Source organism: Pseudothioclava nitratireducens, assembly GCF_029210495.1.
Taxonomy (GTDB): Bacteria; Pseudomonadota; Alphaproteobacteria; order Rhodobacterales; family Rhodobacteraceae; genus Pseudothioclava; species Pseudothioclava nitratireducens.
Window position 1 is genome coordinate 45358 of sequence record NZ_JARGDK010000006.1, and the last position, 22087, is coordinate 67444.

A 22087-nucleotide genomic window follows, 5' to 3' on the forward strand; every position below is an offset into this window, starting at 1 on the left:
GGGCCCACGCCGGATCGCTCTACGCCTTTGGTCGAATAGGCGGGGCGGGGGGCGCGTTCTAGGCTTGGGACGAGGCTCGCGCATCTTTGCTCGTGCGAGTGTGAGGGAGGATATGATGGCAATCACCACGATGGCCCGCGCGCTTGGCGCGGCAGTGGCGCTTTGGGCCGGGCTGGCCAGCGCCGAACCGGTTCTCAAACTGGCGACGCTCGAGGGCGGCACGGTGACATGGGAACTCGACACGATCACCCATTACGGGCTCGACACGGCGGCGGGGTTCACGCTCGAGGTGATGCCGGTCGCGGGCAAATCCGCATCCAGCGTGGCGCTTCAGGCTGGCGAGGTGGACGCGATCGTCACCGATTGGCTTTGGGTCGCGCGGATGCGCGCCGAGGGCGAGGATTACCGTTTCATCCCCTATTCGAAATCGGTGGGCGGGCTGGTTGTGCGCCCCGAGGCGGGGCTGAGCACGCTGGCCGATCTCAAGGGCAAGAAAATCGGCATCGCCGGCGGGCCGCTCGACAAGAGCTGGCTGATCCTTCAGGCCTGGGCGCAGAAAGAGGCGGGTTTCGATCTGGCCGCCGAGACCGAGCAAGTGTTTGGCGCACCGCCCCTGATCATGGAGGCTGCCCTTTCGGGCGAGGTCGATGCCGCGATCAATTTCTGGCATTTTCAGGCCAAGATGGAAGCCGCGGGCATGACCACGCTGCTGTCGGTCGCCGAGGCCGCAAGCGATCTGGGGCTGGACCCCGAGACCCCGCTTCTGGGCTATGTCCTGCGCGGTGATTTCGTCGATCAGAACCCGGACCTCACGGCGGCTCTGGCGGGGGCTTCGCGCGCCGCCAAGGACAAGCTCGCCACCGATGAGGCGGCGTTCGACCGCTTGCGCCCGATCATGCGTGCGAAATCCGATGCGCAGTTCGAGGCGCTCAAGGCAGGCTACCGCGCAGGTATCCCCTCGGCGGCAGCGGTTGATCTCGAGGCTGCGGACCGGATGCTGGGGCTGATGGTGGAACTGGGCGGCGCAAAGCTGATGGGGCCTGCGCGCACAGTGCCGCCGGGCACGTTCCTGTCTTACTGACCCATGCGCCTGAGCGGGGTGGATCACAGATCAGGCATCGAGCGCGGCGTGCAGATGCCGCAGATCGACGCTCCGGGCGTGCCGCGCCCGGTCGCGCTCGTCTCGGTGCTGCTGCTGCTCGGGCTGTGGTGGGCAATCGCGGCGTGGCTTGGCGATCCGCGTCACGCGCCCGGCCCCGATCTGGTTTTGCCGCGTCTGTGGGAGGGGGTCGTGACCGGCACGATGCTGCCCGATCTGGGGGCGACGCTGGGGCGGGTGGTGATCGCCTTTGCCATCGCCATGGGGATCGGCACCGCGCTGGGGCTGCTGCTCGGCGTAATGCCCGCGCTTGATCGCTGGCTTGATCCGTGGCTGACCATTGCGCTCAACATTCCCGCGCTGGTGACGATCGTGCTGTGCTACCTGTGGATCGGGCTGAACGAAACCGCGGCGATCGCGGCGGTGGCGATCAACAAGATCCCGATGGTGGCGGTGATGCTGCGCGAAGGCGCACGAGCGCGCGATCCGGCGCTTGGCGATCTGGCGCGCCTCCACCAGATGCCCGCGCTCGCGCGGCTTCGCCATATCCTGCTTCCACAGCTCGCCCCGCATCTGAGCGCCGCCGCAAGAGCCGGTATCGCGCTGATCTGGAAGATCGTTCTCGTCGTCGAATTTCTGGGCCGTTCCAATGGGATAGGGTTCAGGATTCATCTCGACTTTCAAATGTTCGATATCGCTGGCGTGCTGGCCCATGCGCTGGCCTTCGTGGCCATCATGCTGGCTGTCGAATGGCTGCTTCTCGCCCCGCTCGCGCGGCGGGCCAACCGCTGGAGGCAGCCATGATTTCACTCGATCTGCGAAGCAAGGCACATGGCAGGACGCAGGTCCTCGGGCCAATGCGGATCGAGGTCGCGCCGGGCGAGGTGCTTGGGATCTCCGGCCCGTCGGGCATCGGCAAAAGCACGCTTCTGCGCATCGTCGCAGGGCTCGACACCCGCTTTGACGGACGGCTCGACGCGCCTGCGGAACGGGCGATGGTGTTTCAGTCGCCCACGCTGCTGCCGTGGCGCAGCGTGTTGGACAATATCACCATCCCCACACAATGCCGCCCCGAGGCCGCCCGCGCCATGCTTGCCCGTGTCGGGCTTGCCGGGCATGAGGCGGCTTGGCCCGGTCAGTTGTCGCTGGGCCAGGCGCGGCGCGTCGCACTGGCGCGCGCTTTCGTCGGAACACCGCGTATGCTCTTGATGGATGAGCCTTTTTCGTCGCTCGACGCGGACCGGATCAGCGATCTTCTGACCCTGACCCAGGACCTCATCGCGCAGCATCGACCTGCGGTCATTCTGGCCTCGCACAGCGCCGCCGAACTGGACGCACTGGCAACCCGGCGTGCGCATCTAAGTGGCCGGCCGGCCCATCTCGACTATCTCGAAACGCGGCTGCGTGCCGGCTCATAACCCCAGACAGCGAGCCCGAAAAACACGATCAAGGCCAACACCGTCCAGCCGAGGGCGGGCAGGTTGAGCTGCCCATAAAGCGCGAACCGGATCAACTCTACCGCGTGGGTGAACGGGTTGACCCGGCAGAGCCACGCCAGAAACTCCGAGCTTTCCTGCATTTTCCACAGCGGATAGAGGGCCGTGGACAGAAAGAACATCGGGAAGATCACGAAATTCATCACCCCGGCAAAATTCTCAAGCTGGCGCACGCGCGCTGAAAGCAGGAGCCCCAAGGCGCACAGCATCAACGCGCAAAGGATCAGGGCGGGAAGTGCGGAAATCACCCCAATCCACGTAAGCTTTATTCCGTAAAGCGCTGCGATTAAAAGAAAAGCCGCAACCTGAACCAGCCCGACCACCGCGCCCGCCAAAAGCTTTGCGCCCAGCAGAAACCAACGCGGCAAGGGCGCGGTGAGCAAAAGCCGCATCGCGCCGCTCTCGCGGTCATGGACGAGGCTGAGCGAGCTTTGCATCCCCGAGAACAGCAAGATCATTCCGCAGAGGCCCGGCAGAATATAGGTCTCGTAGGTGATGTAGGTCTGATACGGCGCGATGATCGAGAGGCCAAGCGCTGCCCGAAAACCCGCCGCAAAGACCAGAAGCCAGATCAAGGGGCGCACCAACGCGGCGAGGAAACGGGCGCGCTGGCTGAGATACCGGCGTAGCTCGCGCGTCACGATTGCGCCGACCGCTCGGGCAGGGTGGGCTAGCATGGCATCGCCCCCGTTTCGCGCAGCATCCAGTCCGACAGTGCACTGCCCGCGCGCAACGCTCCCGCCGTCCCATCAGCCTGCAACCGCCCCTGATGCAGCAAGACCACCTGATCCGAGTCGCGGATCTCGTCGCTCAGATGGGTGGCCCAGAGCACCGACACGCCGTGCCCGGTGAGGTCATGAACATGATCAGTGATCGCGCGGCGGGCAGGCGCATCCAGACCAACAGTCGGCTCGTCAAGGATCAGAAGTGCCGGACGATGCAAGAGCGCCCGCGCGATTTCCATGCGCCGCCGATGCCCGCCATTGAGATCGCGCACCCGCTCCCGCGCTCGTTCGCGCATGTCCAGACGATCCAGCGCCTCGTCGATCCGCTGACTTGAAGTTTTCCGGTCAAGCCCCTGTAAAGACGCAAAATATCGCAGGTTGGACAGGACGCTCAACTCTGCGTCATAGGTTGCGCTTTGAAACACGACCCCGATCTGCGCCAGCGCGGCACGAGGCGCGCGCGCCAGATCGATGCCGCCGATCTCCACCCGTCCGGGGCGCGGACGGATCAACCCGGTCAGGACCGAAATCAGCGTCGATTTGCCCGCGCCATTCGGGCCGAGCAACGCTGAGAAACGCCCCCGTGCCACCCGAAACCCGACCCCGTCCAACGCCGACTTGCGGCCCCAGGCATGGCTCAGATCGCGGATGGCGAGCGCGTCAGTCAATCGTGATCTCCAGCCGTTGATCGTCGCCGCGCGCGCCCGGTATCTCGAGACTGTAGCGCCCCGGTTTCACCGCGACGAAGCCAATCTCCATCGTGCCGGGCTGATCGAACTCGACCGAGTGCAAGCCGGTGGGTCGAATCTCCAATCCCTCGATGACGATCTCGTCGATCCAGATCGCCCGGAAGAAGTCGCCCCCCTGAAGCCCGATCTCTCCCGAGCCGTCCGAGGTGATCTCAACCTCGTAATAGGCCCCGGATTTAAGTGCCCAAGGCCCGCCAAGAGGCTCTCCGACCGACAGGATCATTTCGGGCAGATCGTGTTTGTTCGGACCGGCCAGAAGGCCCGCCGGGGCGGCATCGCCATCGGCAACGGCGGGAAGGGCGGCGCAGAGCGCAGCGGCGAGGGTCAGGGAAAATTTCATTGGATCAGGCTCCTGTGCAGATCACGGGGTCGGACGGGCGGCTGCGCCCCAGGGAAAGCGCCCGACCTTGATGGATTTGATGGGTTCAAGCGTCGCCAGATCGATCACCGTCACATCGCCCGAGACACCGTTCGTGGTGAACAGCTTGGTCTGATCGGGCGAGATCGCCATGTGCCAGACGCGCCGCCCGACAAGGATATATCGCTCGACCGCGTAGCTTTGCGCATCGACCACAGCGATATGGTTAGCCGGGCCAAGCGCGACAAAAACCTTCGTGGCATCGGGCGAGAATTTCATTCCGACCGGTTGCAGCTTTTCGGCGCGAATATTCGGAATTTCGAAACGGATCTTGCCAACCTCTGCCTTTGTTTCCACATCGAACACAGTCACGGTCCCGCCAATCTCGGAACTGACCCAAAGCACCTGCCCGTCAGGGCTGAACTCGGCATGGCGCGGGCGCGAGTCGACCAGCGAATTCGCCACGATCTTATGCGTCGTGGTGTCGATCCAATGCGCCATGTTGGTGGTTTCGGAGGTGGTCACCTGAAGCGTCCCATCAGGAGAAATCCCCATGCCTTCAGGCTCGACCCCGACATCAATTTGCGCGACGACCTTGCGGGTCTCGGTATCGACGACGGTGGTGATCGCATCATCCTCATTGGCGATGTAGAGAAGGCGGTCATCCGGGGCGATCACGAATTGCTCTGGGTCTTCGCCGGAGGGCAGCTCGTGCAGGATGTCGCCGGTATCTGGGTCCATGACCTGCACCGCATCCGAGTCGGAGGCGCAGATATAGAGCCGCTTGAAGTCGCGGCTGAAGGTCACCCCGCGCGGACGCTCCCCGGTCGGGTAGGTCGCCTTGACCTCCAGCGTGGTGACGTCGATCACGCTGACCGTGTCGTCCATTTCATTCGTCACCCAGATTTCGTCAGCGGCGGCGGGCAGACTAAGGGCAGTGCAAAGCAGAAGCGTGCGGATCATCGGGTTTCTCCAAAGGCGGTGCAGGGGCTTTCAGGCGCGTCAAAGCCCAGCGTGTCGAGTTCGGAATTCTGGTGCAAAAAGCCTTCGAGCGGCGCGAGCGCGACCACAGCACGCTCGGTCACAAGCGGGATCGGCTGGCGCATCTGGCCGTTCCACGCGCGGAAAGACAAAGGCGTGCCGAGGAACCCGGCGAGCCGGAACTCCCCCGAGAGCAGATAGCCGCGCAACCCCTCGGCCTCGCGCGCGCCAGAGCGCGTCGCCGCCTCGCCAAGCGCGGCGATCGCGGCCCAGCCTGCATAATCGGTCGCGCGCATCTCGCGCCCCGACAGGTCACGGAAGCGGTTTTGCAACTGCGCCGCACCATGCTGTTCGACGACGCCCGACCAGCCGCGCGGCTGAACGCCCTCGGACCCGGCCAGAGGGCGCGGTTCCCAGGTGTTATAGGCGATGTAGCGGGCGAAATCGCCGCGCTCATCGGCGACGAGAAGGAGGTCGTGATCGGGCAGGTCCTGCGTGAACAGAGGCACCTCGGCACTCGCCGCACGGCGCATATTCGCATCGAACGCCCATGTTTTCTCGCCCTTGATCTCAAAGCCGAACTTGAGGACAGAGGCCCGCAGCGCATCCGCGAATTCGACATCCTCTGGGTAACTGCCCGCGATCAGCGCGACATCGGTCCAGCGCTTCCAAAGCGCGAACTGCGCCAGCGCATCCGCGCGCATCGCCGTGCTCGGAACCGTGTGCAACATGTTGGCCCGGCACTCTTCGGCACGCAGGTCGCGCTCGGGCGCGGCGATATTGAAGATGAGCGCATCTTGCGCCTCGGGCAGGTCGGCAAGCGCCAGAAGATCCGCGGCGGGCGCGTTCACGATCAACACGCGCGCCCCGGTTTCAAGCAGCGCGCGAGCGGCGGGCAGAAATTCTGCCTCGGGCGGCACCTGTGTCACTTCGAGCCAATAATCGATGCCCGTGAACCGTCCGGTCGTGGCGATGTCCTCAAGACCCAGACGCGCGCCCGCAAGCCCCAGATCCTCGGGCAGGGCGGACATATTCGACAGCACCGGCGGCTGCGTCACCTGACGCTCGAGATAGTCGAAGCGCAACGCCTCGGCCATGGCCGGGCTGCCAAGCCAAAGGCAAAGCGCCATCATGGACCACGCTAACCGCATCACTCCTCCCGGTATTTTCGCTCCCCGGCTCAACCTGCGGGCGCGGGGTCGTAGTCGCAATACGACCAATGTCTAGGGCCGGGCAGCGCCGCCGGGCGCGCCGGTGACGTGGGGCTGTGTTAGGCTGGGACGAACCCCGTGGCTTCGAAGGGAGGACAAGATGCGTTACTGGATGGTCGCGGCGCTTGGCGCCTGCATCGCACTGCCCACCTGGGCCGAGGAAGATATTGCCGCACTTGGCGATCTGAACCGCGAGGAACTCTCGCTCAACCGCATGATGGAAAATATCGCGCGGGGCGAGACCTCGATGACGACCTGCGCGACGGGGTATTTCATCACCAAATCAGGCCGTCACGGGATGGCGCGCGAGCTGTTCGAGCGCTGCGCCGAGGACGGCTGGACGGGGGCGATGACATGGATGAGCCAGCTTGACGAGAATGGGCTTGGCGCGCCCTCGGACCCGAAAGCCGCCGCCGAATGGGACCGGCGCGCCGCCGAAGCGGGCGATCCGGTCGGGCAATTCAATTTCGGCCTTGATCTGCTGCGCGGGCGCGGCGTGGCGCGTGACGAGGTGGCTGGTCGTGCCCTCATCGACGAGGCCGCGCGGGCGGGGCTTCCGGTGGCGCGCCGCTTGCAGGGCGCGGATTATGACCTCGACGAGGTCACGCCCGATGCCGATGAATGGCGCTACATCCCGCTGTCCTGACGGGACCACGGCTCGACAGGGCGCTCGGGGCCCATGTCGCAGCGGGCGGCCGGACGCCTCCCTCTTCCAACCTCGTCCGGCCGCCCGATATCGCCAGCAAACCCCGCGCCTTACGACCAAAGTGCAATAGACCGTTTGACCTGCATCAACCCCTGATGCGGGCTGCGGCGCGAAAGTCGGGCCGAACGTCAAGCGACAGGAGAACGAGATGACTCGCACCATGATGATTGCCGCCACAGCAGCGCTGCTGGCCGCCCCGGCCTTTGCCGATGCGATCGACCGGATCAAGATCGACGCGGGCGAGAGCCTGTTCGATGCCCAATGCCGCCGCTGCCATGCGGTCGATGCGACCGATCCGAGCTATGGCCCCTTGCTCGACGGGATCGTCGGGCGCAAGGCGGGCACCTTCGAAGGCTATGAGTATTCCGAGGCGCTGGCCGGGGCGGGCTTTGCCTGGACCGCGGGCGCGCTGCGGGCGTGGATGGAGGATAACGATGCCTTCGTGCCCGGCACCAAGATGCGCCATGTCGGCATCACCGATCCGACCGTGCAGGATTTCATCGTCTCCTATCTCGCCTCGGTCGGGCACTGAGGCCGCAGCTCGGGGCGCGGGGGCCGGGTCGTAAGACCAATGGACAATATACGTCCGCGCCTGCGCCTCGATACTTGTCCCGATGCCCCCGCGTGGAACGAACCGCGCGCGGGCGCTGACTTATCGGGAGGAGACAGCGATGAACCGTTTCGTGCTGGCCGCAGTCGTGGCCATGACCTGTGCCGGAGCCGCCCATGCGGGCGTGACCGAGCAAGACCTGCTGGAGGATGCGACCTCCACGCATAACGTGCTGACCAACGGCATGGGGCGCGATCTTCAGCGCTTCAGCCCGCTGACCATGCTCAACAAGGACAACGTCAAGAACCTCGTCCCGGCCTGGGCCTTCAGCCTTGGCGGCGAGAAACAGCGCGGGCAGGAAAGCCAGCCGCTGATCCATGACGGCGTGATGTATATCACCGGCTCCTATTCCCGGATGTATGCCATCGACCTCGCCACCGGCAAGGAGATCTGGCAATACGACGCGCGCCTGCCGGAAGGTATCCTGCCCTGCTGTGACGTGATCAACCGCGGTGGCGCGATCTATGGCGACAACATCTATTTCGGCACGCTGGACGCGCGCATCGTGGCGCTGGACCTGAAGACCGGCGACGTGAAATGGAACAAGAAGATCGCCGATTACAAAGAGGGGTACTCCTACACCGCCGCGCCGCTGATCGTGAACGGTCTGGTCATCACCGGCAACTCGGGCGGTGAATTCGGTATCGTCGGCGAAGTGCAGGCGCGCGACGCCGAGACCGGCGAGCTGGTCTGGACCCGCCCGGTGATCGAGGGCCATATGGGCACGTTCAAGGGCGAGGAAAGCACCATGACCGGGACGCTCAACGCGACCTGGCCCGGCGATATGTGGAAAACCGGGGGCGGCGCGACCTGGCTTGGTGGCTCCTATGACGCGGACACCAATACGCTGGTCTTTGGCGCGGGCAACCCGGCCCCCTGGAACTCGCATCTGCGCAACGCGGGCACGCCCGTCGAGGGCAATACGGGCGACAACCTCTATGCCGCCTCGCGTCTCGGGATCGACCCCGAGAATGGCGAGATCAAATGGCACTTCCAGACCACCCCGCGCGAGGGCTGGGACTTTGACGGGGTGAACGAAGTGGTCGCGTTCGTCGACAAGGACGGCAACAAGCGCTTCGCCACCGCCGACCGCAACGGCTTCTTCTACATCCTCAACCGCGAAGACGGCAAATTCGTCGCCGCCTATCCCTTCGTGAAGGACATCACCTGGGCCAGCGGCATCGACGAGAATGGCCGCCCGATCTACAACGAGGACAACCGTCCCGGCGCGCCCGATGCGGCAGCCGAAGGCGGTAAGGGCCAGCAAGTCTTTGCCGTGCCCTCCTTCCTTGGCGGCAAGAACTGGATGCCGATGGCGCATAGCCCGAAAACCGGCCTGTTCTACGTGCCTTCGAACGAATGGGGCATGGATATCTGGAACGAGCCGATCTCCTATAAGAAGGGCGCGGCCTATCTGGGCGCGGGCTTCACCATCAAGCCGCTCTTCGAGGATTACATCGGCTCGCTCAAGGCGATGGACCCGAATACCGGCGAGGTGAAATGGGAGTTCAAGAACGAGGCCCCGCTCTGGGGTGGCGTGATGACGACCGCGGGCGGCCTTGTCTTTACCGGCACGCCCGAGGGTGAGTTCATCGCCTTCGACGACGAGACCGGAGAGAAGCTCTGGTCGTTCCAGACCGGGTCGGGCATCGTCGGCCAGCCGATCACCTGGGATCAGGATGGCGAGCAATATGTCTCGGTCATCTCGGGCTGGGGCGGTGCGGTTCCGCTCTGGGGTGGCGAAGTCGCCAAAAAGGTGAACTACCTCAACCAGGGTGGCGTCGTCTGGACCTTCAAACTGCCGAAACAGCTCGCCTCGGCGAACTGATCGCAACACCGGAACACGCGACCGGGCGGGCGCGGGGGGAACCCTCGCGCCCGTTTTCCTGCGCCTCCGACTTATGGACAGTTTCCCTTGCGACTTGCGCCGGGCTAGGCTGGGACCACAGAGAGAGACTTTAGCCCAAGGGCCGCCAGATGCATATTCAGACCCCCCGTTCCGGCACCCGCGCCGAATTTCGACGCGCCATGATCGTCGAAGACCACCCGCTGTTTTGCGACGCCCTCGCGATGACGCTTCAGGCTGTGGCCGGGATTGAGCAGGTCGACCATGCGGACCGGCTCGCGGCGGCGGTCGAGATGATCGAGGCGGGCGTGACACCGGATGTCATCGTGCTGGACCTGAACCTGCCGGATGTGAACGGGCTTGATGGGCTGATGCGGCTGCGGCTGGCGGCCCCCAGCCTGCCGATCGTGGTGGTGTCCTCCATCGACGAGCCCCGCGTGATCCGCTCGGCCATACTGGCGGGCGCGGCGGGGTTCGTGCCGAAGCACTCGCGCCGGGAACTTTTCCGCGCGGCCTTTGCCGCGATCGCGCGGGGCGAGGTCTTTGTGCCGGAATCGAACGGCGAGGCTTTGGCCGAGGGCAATGGCATGAGCGCGCAGGACGAGGCGATCCGCCGCCTGAGCCAGCTCACCCGCCAGCAGGCGAAGATCCTTGAGCAGATCTGCGAGGGCAAGATGAACAAGCAGATCGCCTTCGACCTCTCGATAGCCGAGACCACCGTCAAGGCGCATGTCACCGCCATCATGCGCAAGCTGGGCGTCTATTCGCGCACGCAAGCCGTTCTGATTGCCCGCGAAGCGCAGGCCACCGGGCCATTGCCCGAGACGTGGCGGAACGGCTAAGCTTCGGTCCGGGAGGATCGCATGACCGCTACGCAGACCGAAGACCGTCGCACCGCGCCGGGCGGGCAGGGGCCATGCCCGCGCCGCGCCTGCGCCCCCGCGCGCGCAGACGACGCGCTTGACCGGCTGGTCGCCGGGCTGGGACCGGGACCGTTTGCGCTCGTGCTGATCTTCGCCAGCCCCGAAGCCGATCTGGAGAGCCTCACGCAAACCGCGCAAATCGCGTTCCCGCGCACGACGATCTGCGGCTGCACCACCGCCGGCGAGATCACGGATGCGGGCTATGACAGCGGGCAGATCGTGGCCTTTGCCTTTCCGCAGCAGGGCTTCGAGGTGGAAGCGCTGCTGATCGAGGGGATCGAGGATCTCGACACGCGGGCCTTGATCGCCGACCTTCTGCGCGCGCGCCAGTCGCTTGCACGGCGCGGCGAGGGGATGCCGAATGAATTCGCCCTGCTGTTGGTCGACGGGCTCTCGGGACAGGAGGACGCGCTGGTCGCGGCGCTCTCGGGGGGGCTTGGCCCGGTGCCGATGGTTGGCGGCTCTGCGGGGGACGGAAATGCGTTCCGGCGCACGCTTCTTTCCTTTAACGGCAAGATCCATGAGAACGCTGCCGTCCTGTGCCTTATGCGCGGGCTGTGCGAAGTGCGGACCTTCTCGCTCGACAACACCCGACCGACCGAGGCGCGCATGGTGGTGACCCGCGCCGACCCCCGGCACCGGCTGGTGGCGCGGATCAATGACGAACCGGCGGCCGAGGAATATGCGCGCTTGCTGGGGCTTATGCCCGAACAGCTCTCGCCCTTCGTTTTCGCCGCGCATCCGGTTCTGGTGCGCGCAGGCGGACGCCACCATGTCCGCGCAATCCAGGGCGTCGGGCCGGAAAACTCGCTGATCTTCTTTGCCGCCATCGACGAGGGGCTGGTGCTCACCATCGCCGACCCTGCCGATATCGCCGACCACCTAGAGGCGGAACTCTCAAGCCTCTCGCGCATCCAGCCGCCAAGCGCGATCCTCGGTTTCGACTGCTTCTTCCGCCGGATTGAGGCGGAGGGGCGTCAGAAGGTTGGGCAGGTCTCGCAGATCCTTGCGCGGCACCGGGTTGCGGGCTTCTCGACCTATGGCGAACAGATCGGGGCGATGCATGTGAACCAGACCATGACCGGCGTCGCCTTCTACCCGCCGGAGCCGCGCCGATGAGCGCGCCCGACCTGCACGCCGCGCTGCCACCCCGGCTTTCCTCGCTGGTGGCGCCCGGCGACAGTCACGAACGGCAGAACCAGAAGCTCCTCGCCATCGCCGAGGTGCTGATCCGCCATGCGGAGGAGATGACCGAGGATCGCGGCGCGGGCTATGCGCAGTTTCAGCGCGCCGCCATGCTCGAAGATCAGGTCCGCGAACGCACCCGCGACCTCGAACGCGCGCTCGATTTGCTCAATGTCTCGAACGCGCGGCTTGCGGATGCGAACCGCGAAACCGAACTCGCGCGGCAAAACCTCGCCGCCGCGATCGAGACCGTGCAGGAGGGTTTTGCACTCTTTGACGCGAATGACGTGCTCGTCATGTGCAATTCGCGCTTCAACGCGCTCTTGCCCGATATCCGCGATCAGCTCGTGCCGGGGCTGCCCTTCGACACCTATATCCAGATCGCCGCGCAATCGGCGCATCTGGGCATGCCCGAGGGCATGACCGCCGATGACTGGCGCGAAATGCGACTCAAGCGCCACCTCGAACACCATTTCATCCTGACTCAGCAGATGGGCGAGGATCGCTGGATGCAGGTCTCCGAGCATCGCACGCTCGATGGTGGCACGGTGATCTTGCAGACCGAGGTGACCGACCTGATCCGCGCCGAGCGGGAGGAGCGCGGGCGGATGCTCGACGATCAGGCCCGCATCCTGCGCGCGACGCTCGAACATCTCAAGCTCGGCGTCTGTATTTTCGACGCGCGGCTGCAATTGCTCGGTTGGAACGAGCGGCTGGCAGAGTTTCTGACGCTGCCGCGCACCCGGCTTCGGCTGGGAATGCATTTCGACACGCTGCTTGAACAGGTGCGAGACCAGTTCGTCTTTCCGCATGGGCTGAGCGCCTATCGCCTGTCGGACTGGGTGCGCCGGGTGCGCCGCAAGGATCAGTTCTCGATGGAGGTCACGCGCGAGAACGGTCAGGTCTATGAAATCTTCGCGCAGGAAATGCCCGATGGCGGCTTCGTGATGTCGCTGGCCGATATGTCGGCGGAACGGCAGGCGCTGGCTGCGCTCTCCAAGGCGAACGAGACGCTCGAGGCGCGCGTGATGGAGCGCACGCTGGAGCTTGAGGATGCGTTGGGCCGGGCAGAGCGGGCCAATGCCTCGCGCGCGCGTTTCGTCGCCGCCGCAAGCCACGATCTCCTGCAACCGCTTTCGGCGGCCAAGCTCTATCTCGCCTCGCTGGGCGACGACATGGTCGATCCGCGTGCGCAACGCACGCTCGACAAGGTGCAAAGCGCGCTCGGCTCGGTCGAGGGCATCCTTGGCGCGCTGCTCGACATTTCGCGGCTCGAAAGCGCGTCTGTCTCGGTCGATATGGGGCCTGTGGCGCTTGGGCCGATGTTCCGGCAACTGGCCGACGAATTCACACCGATTGCCGCGCTCAAGGGGCTGGAGCTGATCATTCGACCGACCGAGCTCACGGTCATCTCGGATCGCAGTTACCTGCGTCGCATTTTGCAAAACCTGATCTCGAACGCAATCCGCTACACAGAGGCGGGGCGGGTTTACGTTTGCCTGCGTCGGCGCGGTGCCTTTCATGTCGTCGAGGTGCGCGACAGCGGACCGGGTATCGCCGAGGAGGATCAGGATCAGATTTTCCGCGAATTCCACCGGCTCAATGCACGCGCCTCGGCTTCTGAAGGGATGGGGCTTGGCCTTGCGATCGTGGACCGTGCCGCCTCGTTGCTGGGACACCCGCTCGAATTGCGTTCGGCACCCGGACGCGGCTCCACCTTTGCCATTGGTCTGCGCCCGGCGCGCGATGCCCAGCCGCGTGCCGAGGAAACCCTCTCGCCTGAAGGCGTGCGGCCCGATACCGGGGAAATCCTCGCGCTGCTGGTTGAAAACGATGCCGAACTGTCGCGCGCCATGACACAACTCCTTGAGAAATGGGGGGTGACGGTCTTCGATGTTGCCTCGGGCGAGGAAGCCCTGGAGCTGATCGAGGCGACCGGGCTCGAACCCGATATTTTCCTGCTCGATTACCAGCTTGGGGCGGGGATGAACGGGCTTGACCTGCTGCGGGAACTACGCCGCCGTTTCGGTGAGGACATCGCCGCGCGGCTGGTCACCGCCGCCCGCTCCGCGGCGCTGCGGGACGAGGCGCGGGCCTTGCGCGCCGAGATCCTCGCCAAGCCGATCCCCCCCGCCGCACTCGCCGCTTTCCTGTTTGGCACACGCCGCTAAACCCTCGGTTTACACACCCCGCGCAAGCGTGCCAAATGCGCCGGCGAACAGGCCAGAGGAGAATGCCATGAGCGACGACATCAACAGCCGCCACCGCGAAAAGATGAAGAAAATCAAAGCGGCGCGCGACAAGATCATGGCCACCAAGACCGAGGAAAAGGGCCTGATCATCGTCCATGACGGAAACGGCAAGGGCAAATCCTCGTCGGGATTCGGGATGATCATGCGCGCCATCGGCCACGGTATGCCCTGCGCGGTCGTCCAGTTCATCAAAGGCACCTGGATCACCGGCGAAGGCGAGCTGTTGCGCAAGCGCTTTGCCGAGGAATGCACCTTCGTGATTTCGGGCGAGGGCTTCACTTGGGACACGCAGGACCGCGAGCGCGACATCGCCGCCGCCCGTGCGGGCTGGGAGCGCGCCAAGGAAATCATCCGCGACCCGCGCTATCAATTCGTGCTGCTGGACGAGATCAACATCGCGCTGCGCTATGATTATCTCGATATCGACGAGGTGGTGGAGTTCCTGCTGACCGAGAAGCCGCACATGACCCATGTCTGCCTGACGGGCCGAAACGCCAAGCCCGAGCTGATCGAGGCCGCCGATCTGGTGACCGAGATGACGCTGGTGAAGCACCCGTTCAAGGACGGGGTGAAGGCGCAAAAAGGCGTGGAGTTCTGATCCATGCCCGCGATCATGGTGCAGGGCACGGGCTCGAATGTCGGCAAATCCATGCTGGTGGCGGGCCTGTGCCGGGCGGCGCTGCGTCGCGGGATCAAGGTGGCGCCGTTCAAGCCGCAAAACATGTCGAACAACGCGGCCGTAACCGAGGATGGCGGCGAAATCGGGCGCGCGCAGGCGCTTCAGGCCCGCGCCTGTGGTCTGCGTCCGATGACCGACATGAACCCGGTGCTGCTCAAGCCCGAGACCGATATCGGCGCGCAGGTCGTGGTGCAGGGGCGGCGACTGACCTCGACGGCCGCCGCCGACTATCCGGCGCTGAAACCGCGCCTGATGGACGCGGTTCTTGAGAGCTTTCAAAGGCTTGAAGCTGCCCATGATCTGGTGATCGTGGAAGGGGCCGGCAGCCCCGCCGAGGTGAACCTGCGCGCCAATGACATCGCCAATATGGGCTTTGCCCGCGCCGTGGGCTGCCCGGTTCTTCTGGTCGGCGATATTGATCGTGGCGGCGTCATCGCGCAGATCGTCGGCACCAAGGCGGTGCTCGACCCGGCTGATGCGGATATGATTAAAGGATTTGCGATCAACAAGTTCCGAGGCGATCCTCGACTGTTTGACGATGGCTATGCGCTGATTTCCGAACAGACCGGCTGGCCCGGATTCGGTGTGGCCCCGTGGTTCTACGATGCGTGGAAGCTGCCCGCCGAAGATGCGGTGGACCTTGAGGCACCGGGTGCGGCGGACGGTTTCCATATCGTTTGCCTGTGCTTCTCACGGATTGCGAATTTCGACGATCTGGACCCGCTGGGCCAAGAGCCAAATGTCCGCGTCACGATGCTCGGGCCGGGACGCCCGATCCCGGCAGATGCCGATCTGGTGATCTTGCCGGGGACGAAATCGACGCGCGGCGATCTGGCGTTCATGCGCGCGCAGCGCTGGGATATCGACCTTTTGGCGCATCATCGCAGAGGCGGGCGCATCTTGGGGATTTGCGGTGGATATCAGATGCTTGGGACCCGTATTTCAGACCCGGAGGGGATCGAAGGTGCGCCTGGCGAAAGCGCTGGCCTCGGCCTGCTGCAAATCGAGACGGTGATGACGGGCGACAAGCGGTTGACAGAGACCCGGGCGATCCACGTTCCGACCGGGCACCAGATGGCGGGCTATGAAATCCATATCGGGCGCAGCGAGGGGCCCGATCGTGCACGTCCCTTTGCGCGGATAGGCACCGAGAACGAGGGCGCCATCAGCCCGGATGGCCGGGTGCAGGGCAGCTATCTGCACGGCATGTTTTCCGATGACGGGTTTCGGCGCGCGTGGCTCGGGGGGCTCAATGTGCAAGCGAGCGGAGAACGTTACGAGGCAGGTGTCGATGCGGCGCTTGACGCCTTGGCCGACCATCTCGAGACGCATCTGGATGTCGCGGGCATCCTTTCACTCGCGCGCTAAGGCGCGGGTAAGGCGCTCCCACTGCGCCTCTGTGCCGGGGAGACCAAGCCGAATCCATTGTTTTGAATAGGGAAATATCCGGGTCCAGAGATGAGCACGCGCAAGACGGTCTTGCGTGGCTTGGGCATCGGGACAGGCATAGGTGCGAAACAGCGAGGTGCCGCCGACAAGCTGCCAACCCGCACTTTGCGCGAGCTGGTCAAGCCGCGCGCTGGCAGCCCGAAGGCGAAGACACGTTTGGCCATGCCAGAAACGGTCTGCAAGCGCTTGTTCTGCAATGGAAATCGCAGGACCCGCCACGGGCCATGGCCCAGCCATTCGGGTGATATCCATCACCAATTCCGGCGCGCCAATGGCGAAGCCAAGCCGCAGACCCGCCAGCCCATAGAATTTCCCAAAAGACCGCAAAATCAATATATTGGATGGCAAGTCTAAAGTGCCGCAAAGACTTAGGTCCGGAGTCGGGTCGGCAAAACTCTCATCCACTACCAAGAGCCCGACTGTCTTGGCGAGGGCTTGCAATGCCTTGGGTGGATAGTGTTTCCCATCGGGGTTGTTGGGATTGACGACCACGGCGAGATCGGCGCCCGCAAGCGCATCCAGCGTCGGGCACTCGGTCACCTGCCAGCCCGCCCCGCGCAGCGCGCCCGCATGCTCGTTATAGGTGGGCGCAAGAACCCGCGCCTGCCCTGCGGCGCGCAGGTAGGGCACGATCTGAATGGCGCCCTGCGCACCGGCTAAAGGCGCGATGGCGAGTTGGGTGCCATAGGCGGCTCGCGCAGCCTCGATCAGCCGATCCATCTCACGCCGCCGCGGCAGGGCCGCCCATGCATCCGCGGGGATCTCGGGGATCGGATAGGGGCAGGGGTTGATCCCGGTCGAGAGGTCGATCCAATCCCCAAGCGCGCCGCCAAAGCGCGCCTGCGCCGCGTCGAGATTGCCACCGTGATCGCGTGGAAGGGTTAGGTGCGTCATAGGCCGGGTTAAAGCAGGGCCAGCGCCGCCAAGGCAAGCACCATCAGCGCCATTGCACGGCGATAAAGCGACAGCCCGCGCGCAAGATCGCCAGGCGTCGGGTCGGGGGCCTTGGGGTTCAGCCACGGCTCCTCGGAGATATGGGTTCCGTAGACGCGCGGCCCCGAGAGCCGCACATTCAGCGCGCCCGCCATCGCGCCCTCGGGCCAGCCCGCATTGGGCGAGCGATGCGCGTGCGCGTCGCGGGCCATAACGCGGAGTGCACGCGCGGCATGGCGCCCGGATGCCAAAGCAAACAGCCCTCCGGTCAGCCGCGCAGGCACCCAGTTCACGACATCGTCGAGGCGCGCGGCGATCTTGCCAAAGGCCTCGTAGCGGTCATTCCGATGGCCGATCATCGAATCCATCGTGTTGATCGCCTTGTAGGCGGCCAAACCCGGCAAGCCCGCCACCGCGCCCCAAAAGATCGGCGCAACGATCCCGTCCGAGCTGTTTTCCGCAAGGCTTTCAAGGGCCGCCCGCGCGATGCCCGGCGCATCGAGCTGCGCCGGATCCCGCCCGACGATCATCGACACCGCATGGCGCGCGGAGTCCAGATCGTCGCCCAGCAGCGGCTTTGCCACCGCCGCCACATGATCGTGCATCGAGCGCAGTGCGAGCAGGGGCCACGCCAGCACGGCTCCGATGACGAGACCTGCACTCCCGGGCGGGAACATGCTCTGAAGCAGCCAGGCGGGCAGGGCGGCCAAGACCACGATCAGCACCACGGTCACGCCGCCCATCGCGATCTTCTGCGCGCGCGTGCCCTGATTGAGGCACCCCTCCAGCGCCGAGATTGCGCGGCCAAGCCACGTCACCGGGTGACCGATTCGACGATAGAGCCGGTCCGGCCAGCCCAGACCCGCGTCGATCAGCGCGGCCAGTGCGATCATGCCGGCAAAGCTCATGCGCTGGCTCCGGATTGAAACTGCACAAGGTCACGTAGCCCGGCCTCGGCCAAGGCTTCAGCCGCGCTCTGGGGCACTGTGCCGACGGCAAAGATCAGCCCGCGCGCAGACCCGGTATGCGCGCGCACCCAGCCAAGCGCGCCAAGGCTCCGGACGAGATCAGCCGCCGGATCACCGGCTGGACCACGGGCCGCTGTGCAGGCTTGGGCAGAAGCACTGGAGAGCGCGGCCAATCGCCCAAGATCACCGACTTTCGCGGCCGCCACCCACTCTTTCACGAGATCGGAAATGTCTGGAAAGTCATTGTCTTGCGCGCGCGTTTTAATGTGATCACCCCAGAAACCGCCGATGACCTCGCAAACGGGCGGTGCGGTCAGTTGTGTCAGAACGCGCCCCTCGCGCGAGGCCCAGAGCACCTGATCGGGGGCGGGCAGCATCAGCGGATCACTCGCCCCCTCGGTGGCCAGACAGGCGGCGATCAGATCCTCGGTCCGGCCGTCAAATCCGGCGGCTCGCGCAATGGCGATCAGTGTCGCGGTCGAGGCACCCGCACCACCGCCCATCGGCATGTCGAGACCGATCCGAAAGCGTCCGCACACAGGCAAACGCAACCGCGCAAGAAAGCGACCAATCAGCTCGGGCGTTGCGGGGTCGGGGCCGTCGATGGTCAGCGCAGAGGCGTCTTGAAACCAGACGCGGGAGGCCAAAGCAGGGCAGGGCAAAGTCACCAGCGCAACCGGCCCCTTCGGCCCCATGCGGCCTTGCAGCCACTCGCCGAAATGCCCGCCGACCACGGCACGGCGCATCATCCGCGGACCTCATTGACCGCGATGACAGAAAACACGCCCTCAGGGCCAACGCGCAACCGGGTGAGAGAAAGGGGGGAAATCTCAAAGGACAGGGCGGCAGGGACCGCGCCGGTTGCAAGCGCGATCGAGGCGCGCGCGACGCCTGCATGGGCGACCAGCACGACCGGCGCCTGTGCCTCCCACGCCCGGGCAGCATGGGCCTGCACGGCAGGCGCGACACGCGTGCACAGATCGGCGAAACTCTCTCCATCCTCGTTACGATGCGCGGCAAGCGCCTCGTTTGTCAGCACGCCAAGATCGGGCAGGGCGGCATAATCCGCCCCGTCATGAATGCCGAAATTCTGCTCCCACAGACGCGGATCGAGCGCGGGCACCGCGCCCCAGACCGCCTGCGCGGTCTGCTGGCACCGTAGCGCCGGGCTGGACCCGCGCAGCACGATCCCGGCCAGCCGCTCGGCCAGCGGTTCCATCGCCCGAGGATCAATCCGGGCCGCCACATCCGTGCGCCCGCACAGCCGCCCCGGCTCTGCAATCGGCGCATGGCGCAGCACGACAAGCTGAGGCCCTTCGATCCCGGGCATTTGCGGCTTCGGCATATTTGCCCTTCCCTTCGCAACCGGGATTTGCTTTGTCACGGGCGCATGGAAAAGTCGATACTCATCACCGGGGGCGCGCGCTCGGGCAAGAGCACGCTGGCCGAGCGGCTGGCGCTGAAGCCGACCGGGCGCGCGATTTATATCGCAACCGCCGAAGCCTTCGATGACGAGATGGCCGCGCGGATTGCCGAGCATCAGGCACGGCGCGGACCGGAATGGCGCAACCTCCATGCCCCGCTCGATCTGGTCGGTGCGCTGGCGCAAAGCGACGGGGGCGATCCCCGGCTGGTCGATTGTCTGACGTTGTGGCTCACCAATCTGATGCTTGGGGGACAAGATTGGCGGGCCGAAGCGGATCGGCTCGTCACGACGCTTTCGGCCCAGGAAGCGCCGGTTGTCTTCGTGACGAACGAAGTCGGCGCGGGCATCGTGCCCGAAAATCGGCTCGCCCGCGAGTTCCGCGATGCGGCGGGCTGGCTCAATCAATCCGTGGCTCAGGCCTGCGACGCGGTGTATCTGTGCGTCGCGGGCTATCCTGTGAAGGTGAAACCGAATGACCATCCTCTCTGACATCTCCGATCTCTCGACCATCGCGATCCTCGCGCGCGGGCTGCCGGTGCCGGATGCCGCCTCGATCGCAGAGGCGAAGGAGCGGCAGATGAGCCTGACCAAGCCGCCGGGCTCGCTCGGACGGCTTGAGGAGATGGCGGTGTTCATGGCGGGCTGGCAGCGCACGGCGCGCCCGGCGATTGCACGCGCGCAGGCCCTCGTCTTCGCGGGCAATCACGGCATTTGCGCGCAAGGCGTGAACCCGTTCCCGCAAGAGGTGACCGTGCAGATGGTCGCCAATTTCGAGGCCGGCGGGGCGGCGATCAACCAGATTTGCCGTGTGTCCGGCGCGGATCTGGCGGTCGTAGCGCTCGATCTGGATCGCCCCACGCAGGATTTCACCGCTGGCCCGGCGATGACCGAGGCCGAGACGCTCGACGCGATGCGCCGGGGGGCGGAGGCCGTGGACAAGGGCGCGCAGGTGCTGATCCTTGGCGAGATGGGGATCGGCAATTCGACCATTGCGGCGGCCCTCGCCTGTGCGAGTTTTGGCGGTGCGCCGGAGGAATGGGTCGGGCGCGGCACCGGGTCCGACGAGGCCGGGCGTGCGCTCAAGGCCGAGGTGATCGGGCGCGGGATCGCGCTTCATGGCGGTGCAAGCCCGCTGGGGACACTGGCGGCATTTGGCGGGCGCGAGCAGGCGGCGATCTGCGGCGCGATCATCGAGGCGCGGGCGCTGCGCATCCCGGTCATCCTTGACGGGTTTATCTGCACCGCCGCCGCCGCCCCGCTTTACAAGGCCGATCCGCGCTTTCTCGATCACTGTCTTGTCGGGCATCAGAGCGCCGAACCGGGCCATCGCAAGCTGCTGGCCGCGATGGAGCAAACTGCGATCCTCGATCTGGGCATGGCGCTTGGCGAGGGGTCGGGCGCGGGCTTGGCGCTTGGGGTGCTGCGCGCGGCGCTCGAATGTCACAACGGCATGGCGACCTTTGCCGAGGCCGGGGTCTCCGACGCATGACGCTTGCGGCCCGCCTGTCCGAGGCGCGGCTGGCGCTGATGCTGCTGACGCGGCTGCCCGTCGGGCAATTCGCGGGCGAGCCGCCCTCGATTTCGGCGGCGCGGTGGGCCTTCCCTTTTGTGGGGCTGGTGATCGGCGCGATTGGTTGGGCGGGGTTCGCGGGCGCGCAGGCGCTTGGGCTTCCGGTGCCGGTCGCAGCGGGGCTGACGCTGGCGGTTCAGATCGGCGCGACCGGCGCGCTGCATCTCGACGGGCTTGCGGATTACGCGGACGGGATGGGCGCGCGCGACCGGACCCGCGCGCTTGAGATCATGCGCGACAGCCGGATCGGCAGCTACGGGGTGATCGCGCTGATTGTCGTGCTGGGGCTGATCTGGAGCGCGATGAGCACGACGGCGATTGGTGACGCACCGTGGGTTTTCCTGCTGGCCGGGGCCGGGTCCCGCACGGCGATGCTCTGGGTGCTGATCGCCCTGCCGCCCGCGCGCGCCGACGGGATGGGACGGATGGCCACGGGGCAGGGCGCGCGCGCGCTCTGGCCGGGCATGGCGCTCATGCCGATCCTGCTCTGGCCGCTCGGGATCTCCGGGCTGATCGCGGCGCTCATCGCTGGCGCGCTGTGTCTGGCTATCGCCGCGCAGGCCCGCCGTCGCCTTGGCGGGCAAACCGGCGATGTGCTTGGCGCGGTTCAGGTGGTCTGCGAAGCCGCGCTCTGGATCGCGCTTGCCGCGCGCCCCATCTGACGGTTTTCATCCGCCATCTGCCGCGTTTCGCCTTGACGCTCCCCCGGCTTACCCCCTATCCAACGGGCTAGCTCAGGCTCCGATGTATAACTCACATCGGTTCAAGGGAACACCGGTGCGTCCGCAAGGACAAGTCCGGGGCTGCCCCCGCAACTGTAAGCGGTGAGGAACGGCGAAATGCCACTGGGGAAACCCGGGAAGGCCGCCCGACCCACGACCCGCAAGCCAGGAGACCTGCCGAGCGATCACCCTTGTCCGG

Annotated in this window: 23 protein-coding genes and 1 riboswitch; of the genes, 14 read left to right on the forward strand and 9 right to left on the reverse strand. The window is 65.6% G+C overall.

Annotation, left to right across the window (positions count from 1 at the left end; translation table 11 throughout):
• Positions 1-115: 115 nt before the first annotated feature.
• Genes P0X85_RS08685 through P0X85_RS08695 form a run of 3 tightly spaced genes read left to right on the forward strand, consistent with a single transcriptional unit; the run spans position 116 to position 2517 of the window.
• A complete protein-coding gene (locus tag P0X85_RS08685; RefSeq protein WP_275811590.1) occupies positions 116-1081 on the forward strand; it encodes an ABC transporter substrate-binding protein in 966 nt (321 codons plus the stop codon).
• Between the two features lie 18 nt (positions 1082-1099).
• Positions 1100-1903 (forward strand): ABC transporter permease, encoded by an 804-nt coding sequence (locus P0X85_RS08690; protein WP_338030523.1) that lies wholly within the window; start codon positions 1100-1102, stop codon positions 1901-1903.
• Positions 1900-2517, forward strand: coding sequence for an ABC transporter ATP-binding protein (locus tag P0X85_RS08695; RefSeq protein ID WP_275811592.1), 618 nt, complete (start codon positions 1900-1902; stop codon positions 2515-2517). The genes P0X85_RS08690 and P0X85_RS08695 overlap by 4 nt, the downstream gene beginning before the upstream one ends.
• Here the strand turns inward: P0X85_RS08695 and P0X85_RS08700 are convergent.
• Genes P0X85_RS08700 through P0X85_RS08720 form a run of 5 tightly spaced genes read right to left on the reverse strand, consistent with a single transcriptional unit; the run spans position 2484 to position 6559 of the window.
• Positions 2484-3272: an ABC transporter permease gene (locus tag P0X85_RS08700; protein ID WP_275811594.1), complete on the reverse strand. Its 789-nt coding sequence runs from the start codon at positions 3270-3272 to the stop codon at positions 2484-2486. The two genes, P0X85_RS08695 and P0X85_RS08700, sit on opposite strands and share 34 nt — an antisense overlap.
• Positions 3266-3988, reverse strand: coding sequence for an ATP-binding cassette domain-containing protein (locus tag P0X85_RS08705; RefSeq protein WP_275811596.1), 723 nt, complete (start codon positions 3986-3988; stop codon positions 3266-3268). The genes P0X85_RS08700 and P0X85_RS08705 overlap by 7 nt, the downstream gene beginning before the upstream one ends.
• Positions 3981-4409: a cupredoxin domain-containing protein gene (locus P0X85_RS08710; RefSeq protein ID WP_275811598.1), complete on the reverse strand. Its 429-nt coding sequence runs from the start codon at positions 4407-4409 to the stop codon at positions 3981-3983. The genes P0X85_RS08705 and P0X85_RS08710 overlap by 8 nt, the downstream gene beginning before the upstream one ends.
• Before the next feature lie 21 nt (positions 4410-4430).
• Positions 4431-5390, reverse strand: a complete 960-nt coding sequence (locus P0X85_RS08715; RefSeq protein ID WP_275811600.1) for a YVTN family beta-propeller repeat protein — start codon at positions 5388-5390, stop codon at positions 4431-4433.
• Complete coding sequence (locus tag P0X85_RS08720) at positions 5387-6559, reverse strand: ABC transporter substrate-binding protein (RefSeq protein ID WP_275811602.1); 1173 nt, start codon at positions 6557-6559, stop codon at positions 5387-5389. Before P0X85_RS08720 ends, P0X85_RS08715 begins: the two co-directional genes overlap by 4 nt.
• Before the next feature lie 160 nt (positions 6560-6719).
• Here P0X85_RS08720 and P0X85_RS08725 point away from each other — a divergent pair, with 160 nt between their 5' ends.
• The 8 genes from P0X85_RS08725 to P0X85_RS08760 all read left to right on the forward strand — a co-directional run bounded on the left by P0X85_RS08725 (position 6720) and on the right by P0X85_RS08760 (position 16188).
• Positions 6720-7265 (forward strand): tetratricopeptide repeat protein, encoded by a 546-nt coding sequence (locus P0X85_RS08725; protein ID WP_275811604.1) that lies wholly within the window; start codon positions 6720-6722, stop codon positions 7263-7265.
• A gap of 208 nt (positions 7266-7473) precedes the next feature.
• Positions 7474-7857, forward strand: a complete 384-nt coding sequence (locus tag P0X85_RS08730; protein ID WP_275811606.1) for a c-type cytochrome — start codon at positions 7474-7476, stop codon at positions 7855-7857.
• 139 nt (positions 7858-7996) lie between these two features.
• Positions 7997-9763 carry a PQQ-dependent methanol/ethanol family dehydrogenase gene (locus tag P0X85_RS08735; RefSeq protein ID WP_275811608.1) on the forward strand — a complete coding sequence of 589 codons (1767 nt, stop codon included), beginning with the start codon at positions 7997-7999 and terminating at the stop codon, positions 9761-9763.
• 149 nt (positions 9764-9912) lie between these two features.
• Entirely contained in the window at positions 9913-10623 is a 711-nt protein-coding gene (locus P0X85_RS08740) for a response regulator (protein WP_275811610.1), read from the forward strand.
• Positions 10624-10644: 21 nt separating this feature from the next.
• Positions 10645-11823 (forward strand): FIST N-terminal domain-containing protein, encoded by a 1179-nt coding sequence (locus tag P0X85_RS08745; protein ID WP_275811612.1) that lies wholly within the window; start codon positions 10645-10647, stop codon positions 11821-11823.
• Complete coding sequence (locus P0X85_RS08750; protein WP_275811614.1) at positions 11820-14060, forward strand: hybrid sensor histidine kinase/response regulator; 2241 nt, start codon at positions 11820-11822, stop codon at positions 14058-14060. Before P0X85_RS08745 ends, P0X85_RS08750 begins: the two co-directional genes overlap by 4 nt.
• A 67-nt stretch (positions 14061-14127) precedes the next feature.
• Entirely contained in the window at positions 14128-14739 is a 612-nt protein-coding gene (gene cobO, locus P0X85_RS08755) for a cob(I)yrinic acid a,c-diamide adenosyltransferase (protein ID WP_275811616.1), read from the forward strand.
• Between the two features lie 3 nt (positions 14740-14742).
• Positions 14743-16188, forward strand: coding sequence for a cobyric acid synthase (locus P0X85_RS08760; protein ID WP_275811618.1), 1446 nt, complete (start codon positions 14743-14745; stop codon positions 16186-16188).
• Here the strand turns inward: P0X85_RS08760 and cobD are convergent.
• From cobD to P0X85_RS08780, 4 genes are read right to left on the reverse strand one after another with little or no spacing between them, the layout of a single operon-like run.
• Positions 16174-17163 carry a threonine-phosphate decarboxylase CobD gene (cobD, locus tag P0X85_RS08765; RefSeq protein ID WP_275811620.1) on the reverse strand — a complete coding sequence of 330 codons (990 nt, stop codon included), beginning with the start codon at positions 17161-17163 and terminating at the stop codon, positions 16174-16176. The two genes, P0X85_RS08760 and cobD, sit on opposite strands and share 15 nt — an antisense overlap.
• An 8-nt stretch (positions 17164-17171) precedes the next feature.
• Positions 17172-18110 (reverse strand): adenosylcobinamide-phosphate synthase CbiB, encoded by a 939-nt coding sequence (cbiB, locus tag P0X85_RS08770; protein WP_275811622.1) that lies wholly within the window; start codon positions 18108-18110, stop codon positions 17172-17174.
• Complete coding sequence (locus P0X85_RS08775; protein WP_275811624.1) at positions 18107-18919, reverse strand: propanediol utilization protein; 813 nt, start codon at positions 18917-18919, stop codon at positions 18107-18109. Before P0X85_RS08775 ends, cbiB begins: the two co-directional genes overlap by 4 nt.
• A complete protein-coding gene (locus P0X85_RS08780; protein WP_275811626.1) occupies positions 18916-19515 on the reverse strand; it encodes a histidine phosphatase family protein in 600 nt (199 codons plus the stop codon). Before P0X85_RS08780 ends, P0X85_RS08775 begins: the two co-directional genes overlap by 4 nt.
• A gap of 45 nt (positions 19516-19560) precedes the next feature.
• Here P0X85_RS08780 and cobU point away from each other — a divergent pair, with 45 nt between their 5' ends.
• Genes cobU through cobS form a run of 3 tightly spaced genes read left to right on the forward strand, consistent with a single transcriptional unit; the run spans position 19561 to position 21828 of the window.
• Positions 19561-20085, forward strand: coding sequence for a bifunctional adenosylcobinamide kinase/adenosylcobinamide-phosphate guanylyltransferase (gene cobU / locus P0X85_RS08785; RefSeq protein WP_275811628.1), 525 nt, complete (start codon positions 19561-19563; stop codon positions 20083-20085).
• The gene (gene cobT, locus P0X85_RS08790) at positions 20069-21085 is read left to right on the forward strand and encodes a nicotinate-nucleotide--dimethylbenzimidazole phosphoribosyltransferase (protein WP_275811630.1); all 1017 of its coding nucleotides are present in this window, start codon (positions 20069-20071) and stop codon (positions 21083-21085) included. The genes cobU and cobT overlap by 17 nt, the downstream gene beginning before the upstream one ends.
• On the forward strand, positions 21082-21828 hold the full coding sequence (gene cobS / locus P0X85_RS08795; RefSeq protein ID WP_275811632.1) for an adenosylcobinamide-GDP ribazoletransferase: 747 nt from the start codon (positions 21082-21084) through the stop codon (positions 21826-21828). The genes cobT and cobS overlap by 4 nt, the downstream gene beginning before the upstream one ends.
• Positions 21829-21884: 56 nt before the next feature.
• Positions 21885-22084: riboswitch (cobalamin riboswitch) on the forward strand.
• The last annotated feature ends 3 nt before the right edge of the window (positions 22085-22087 follow it).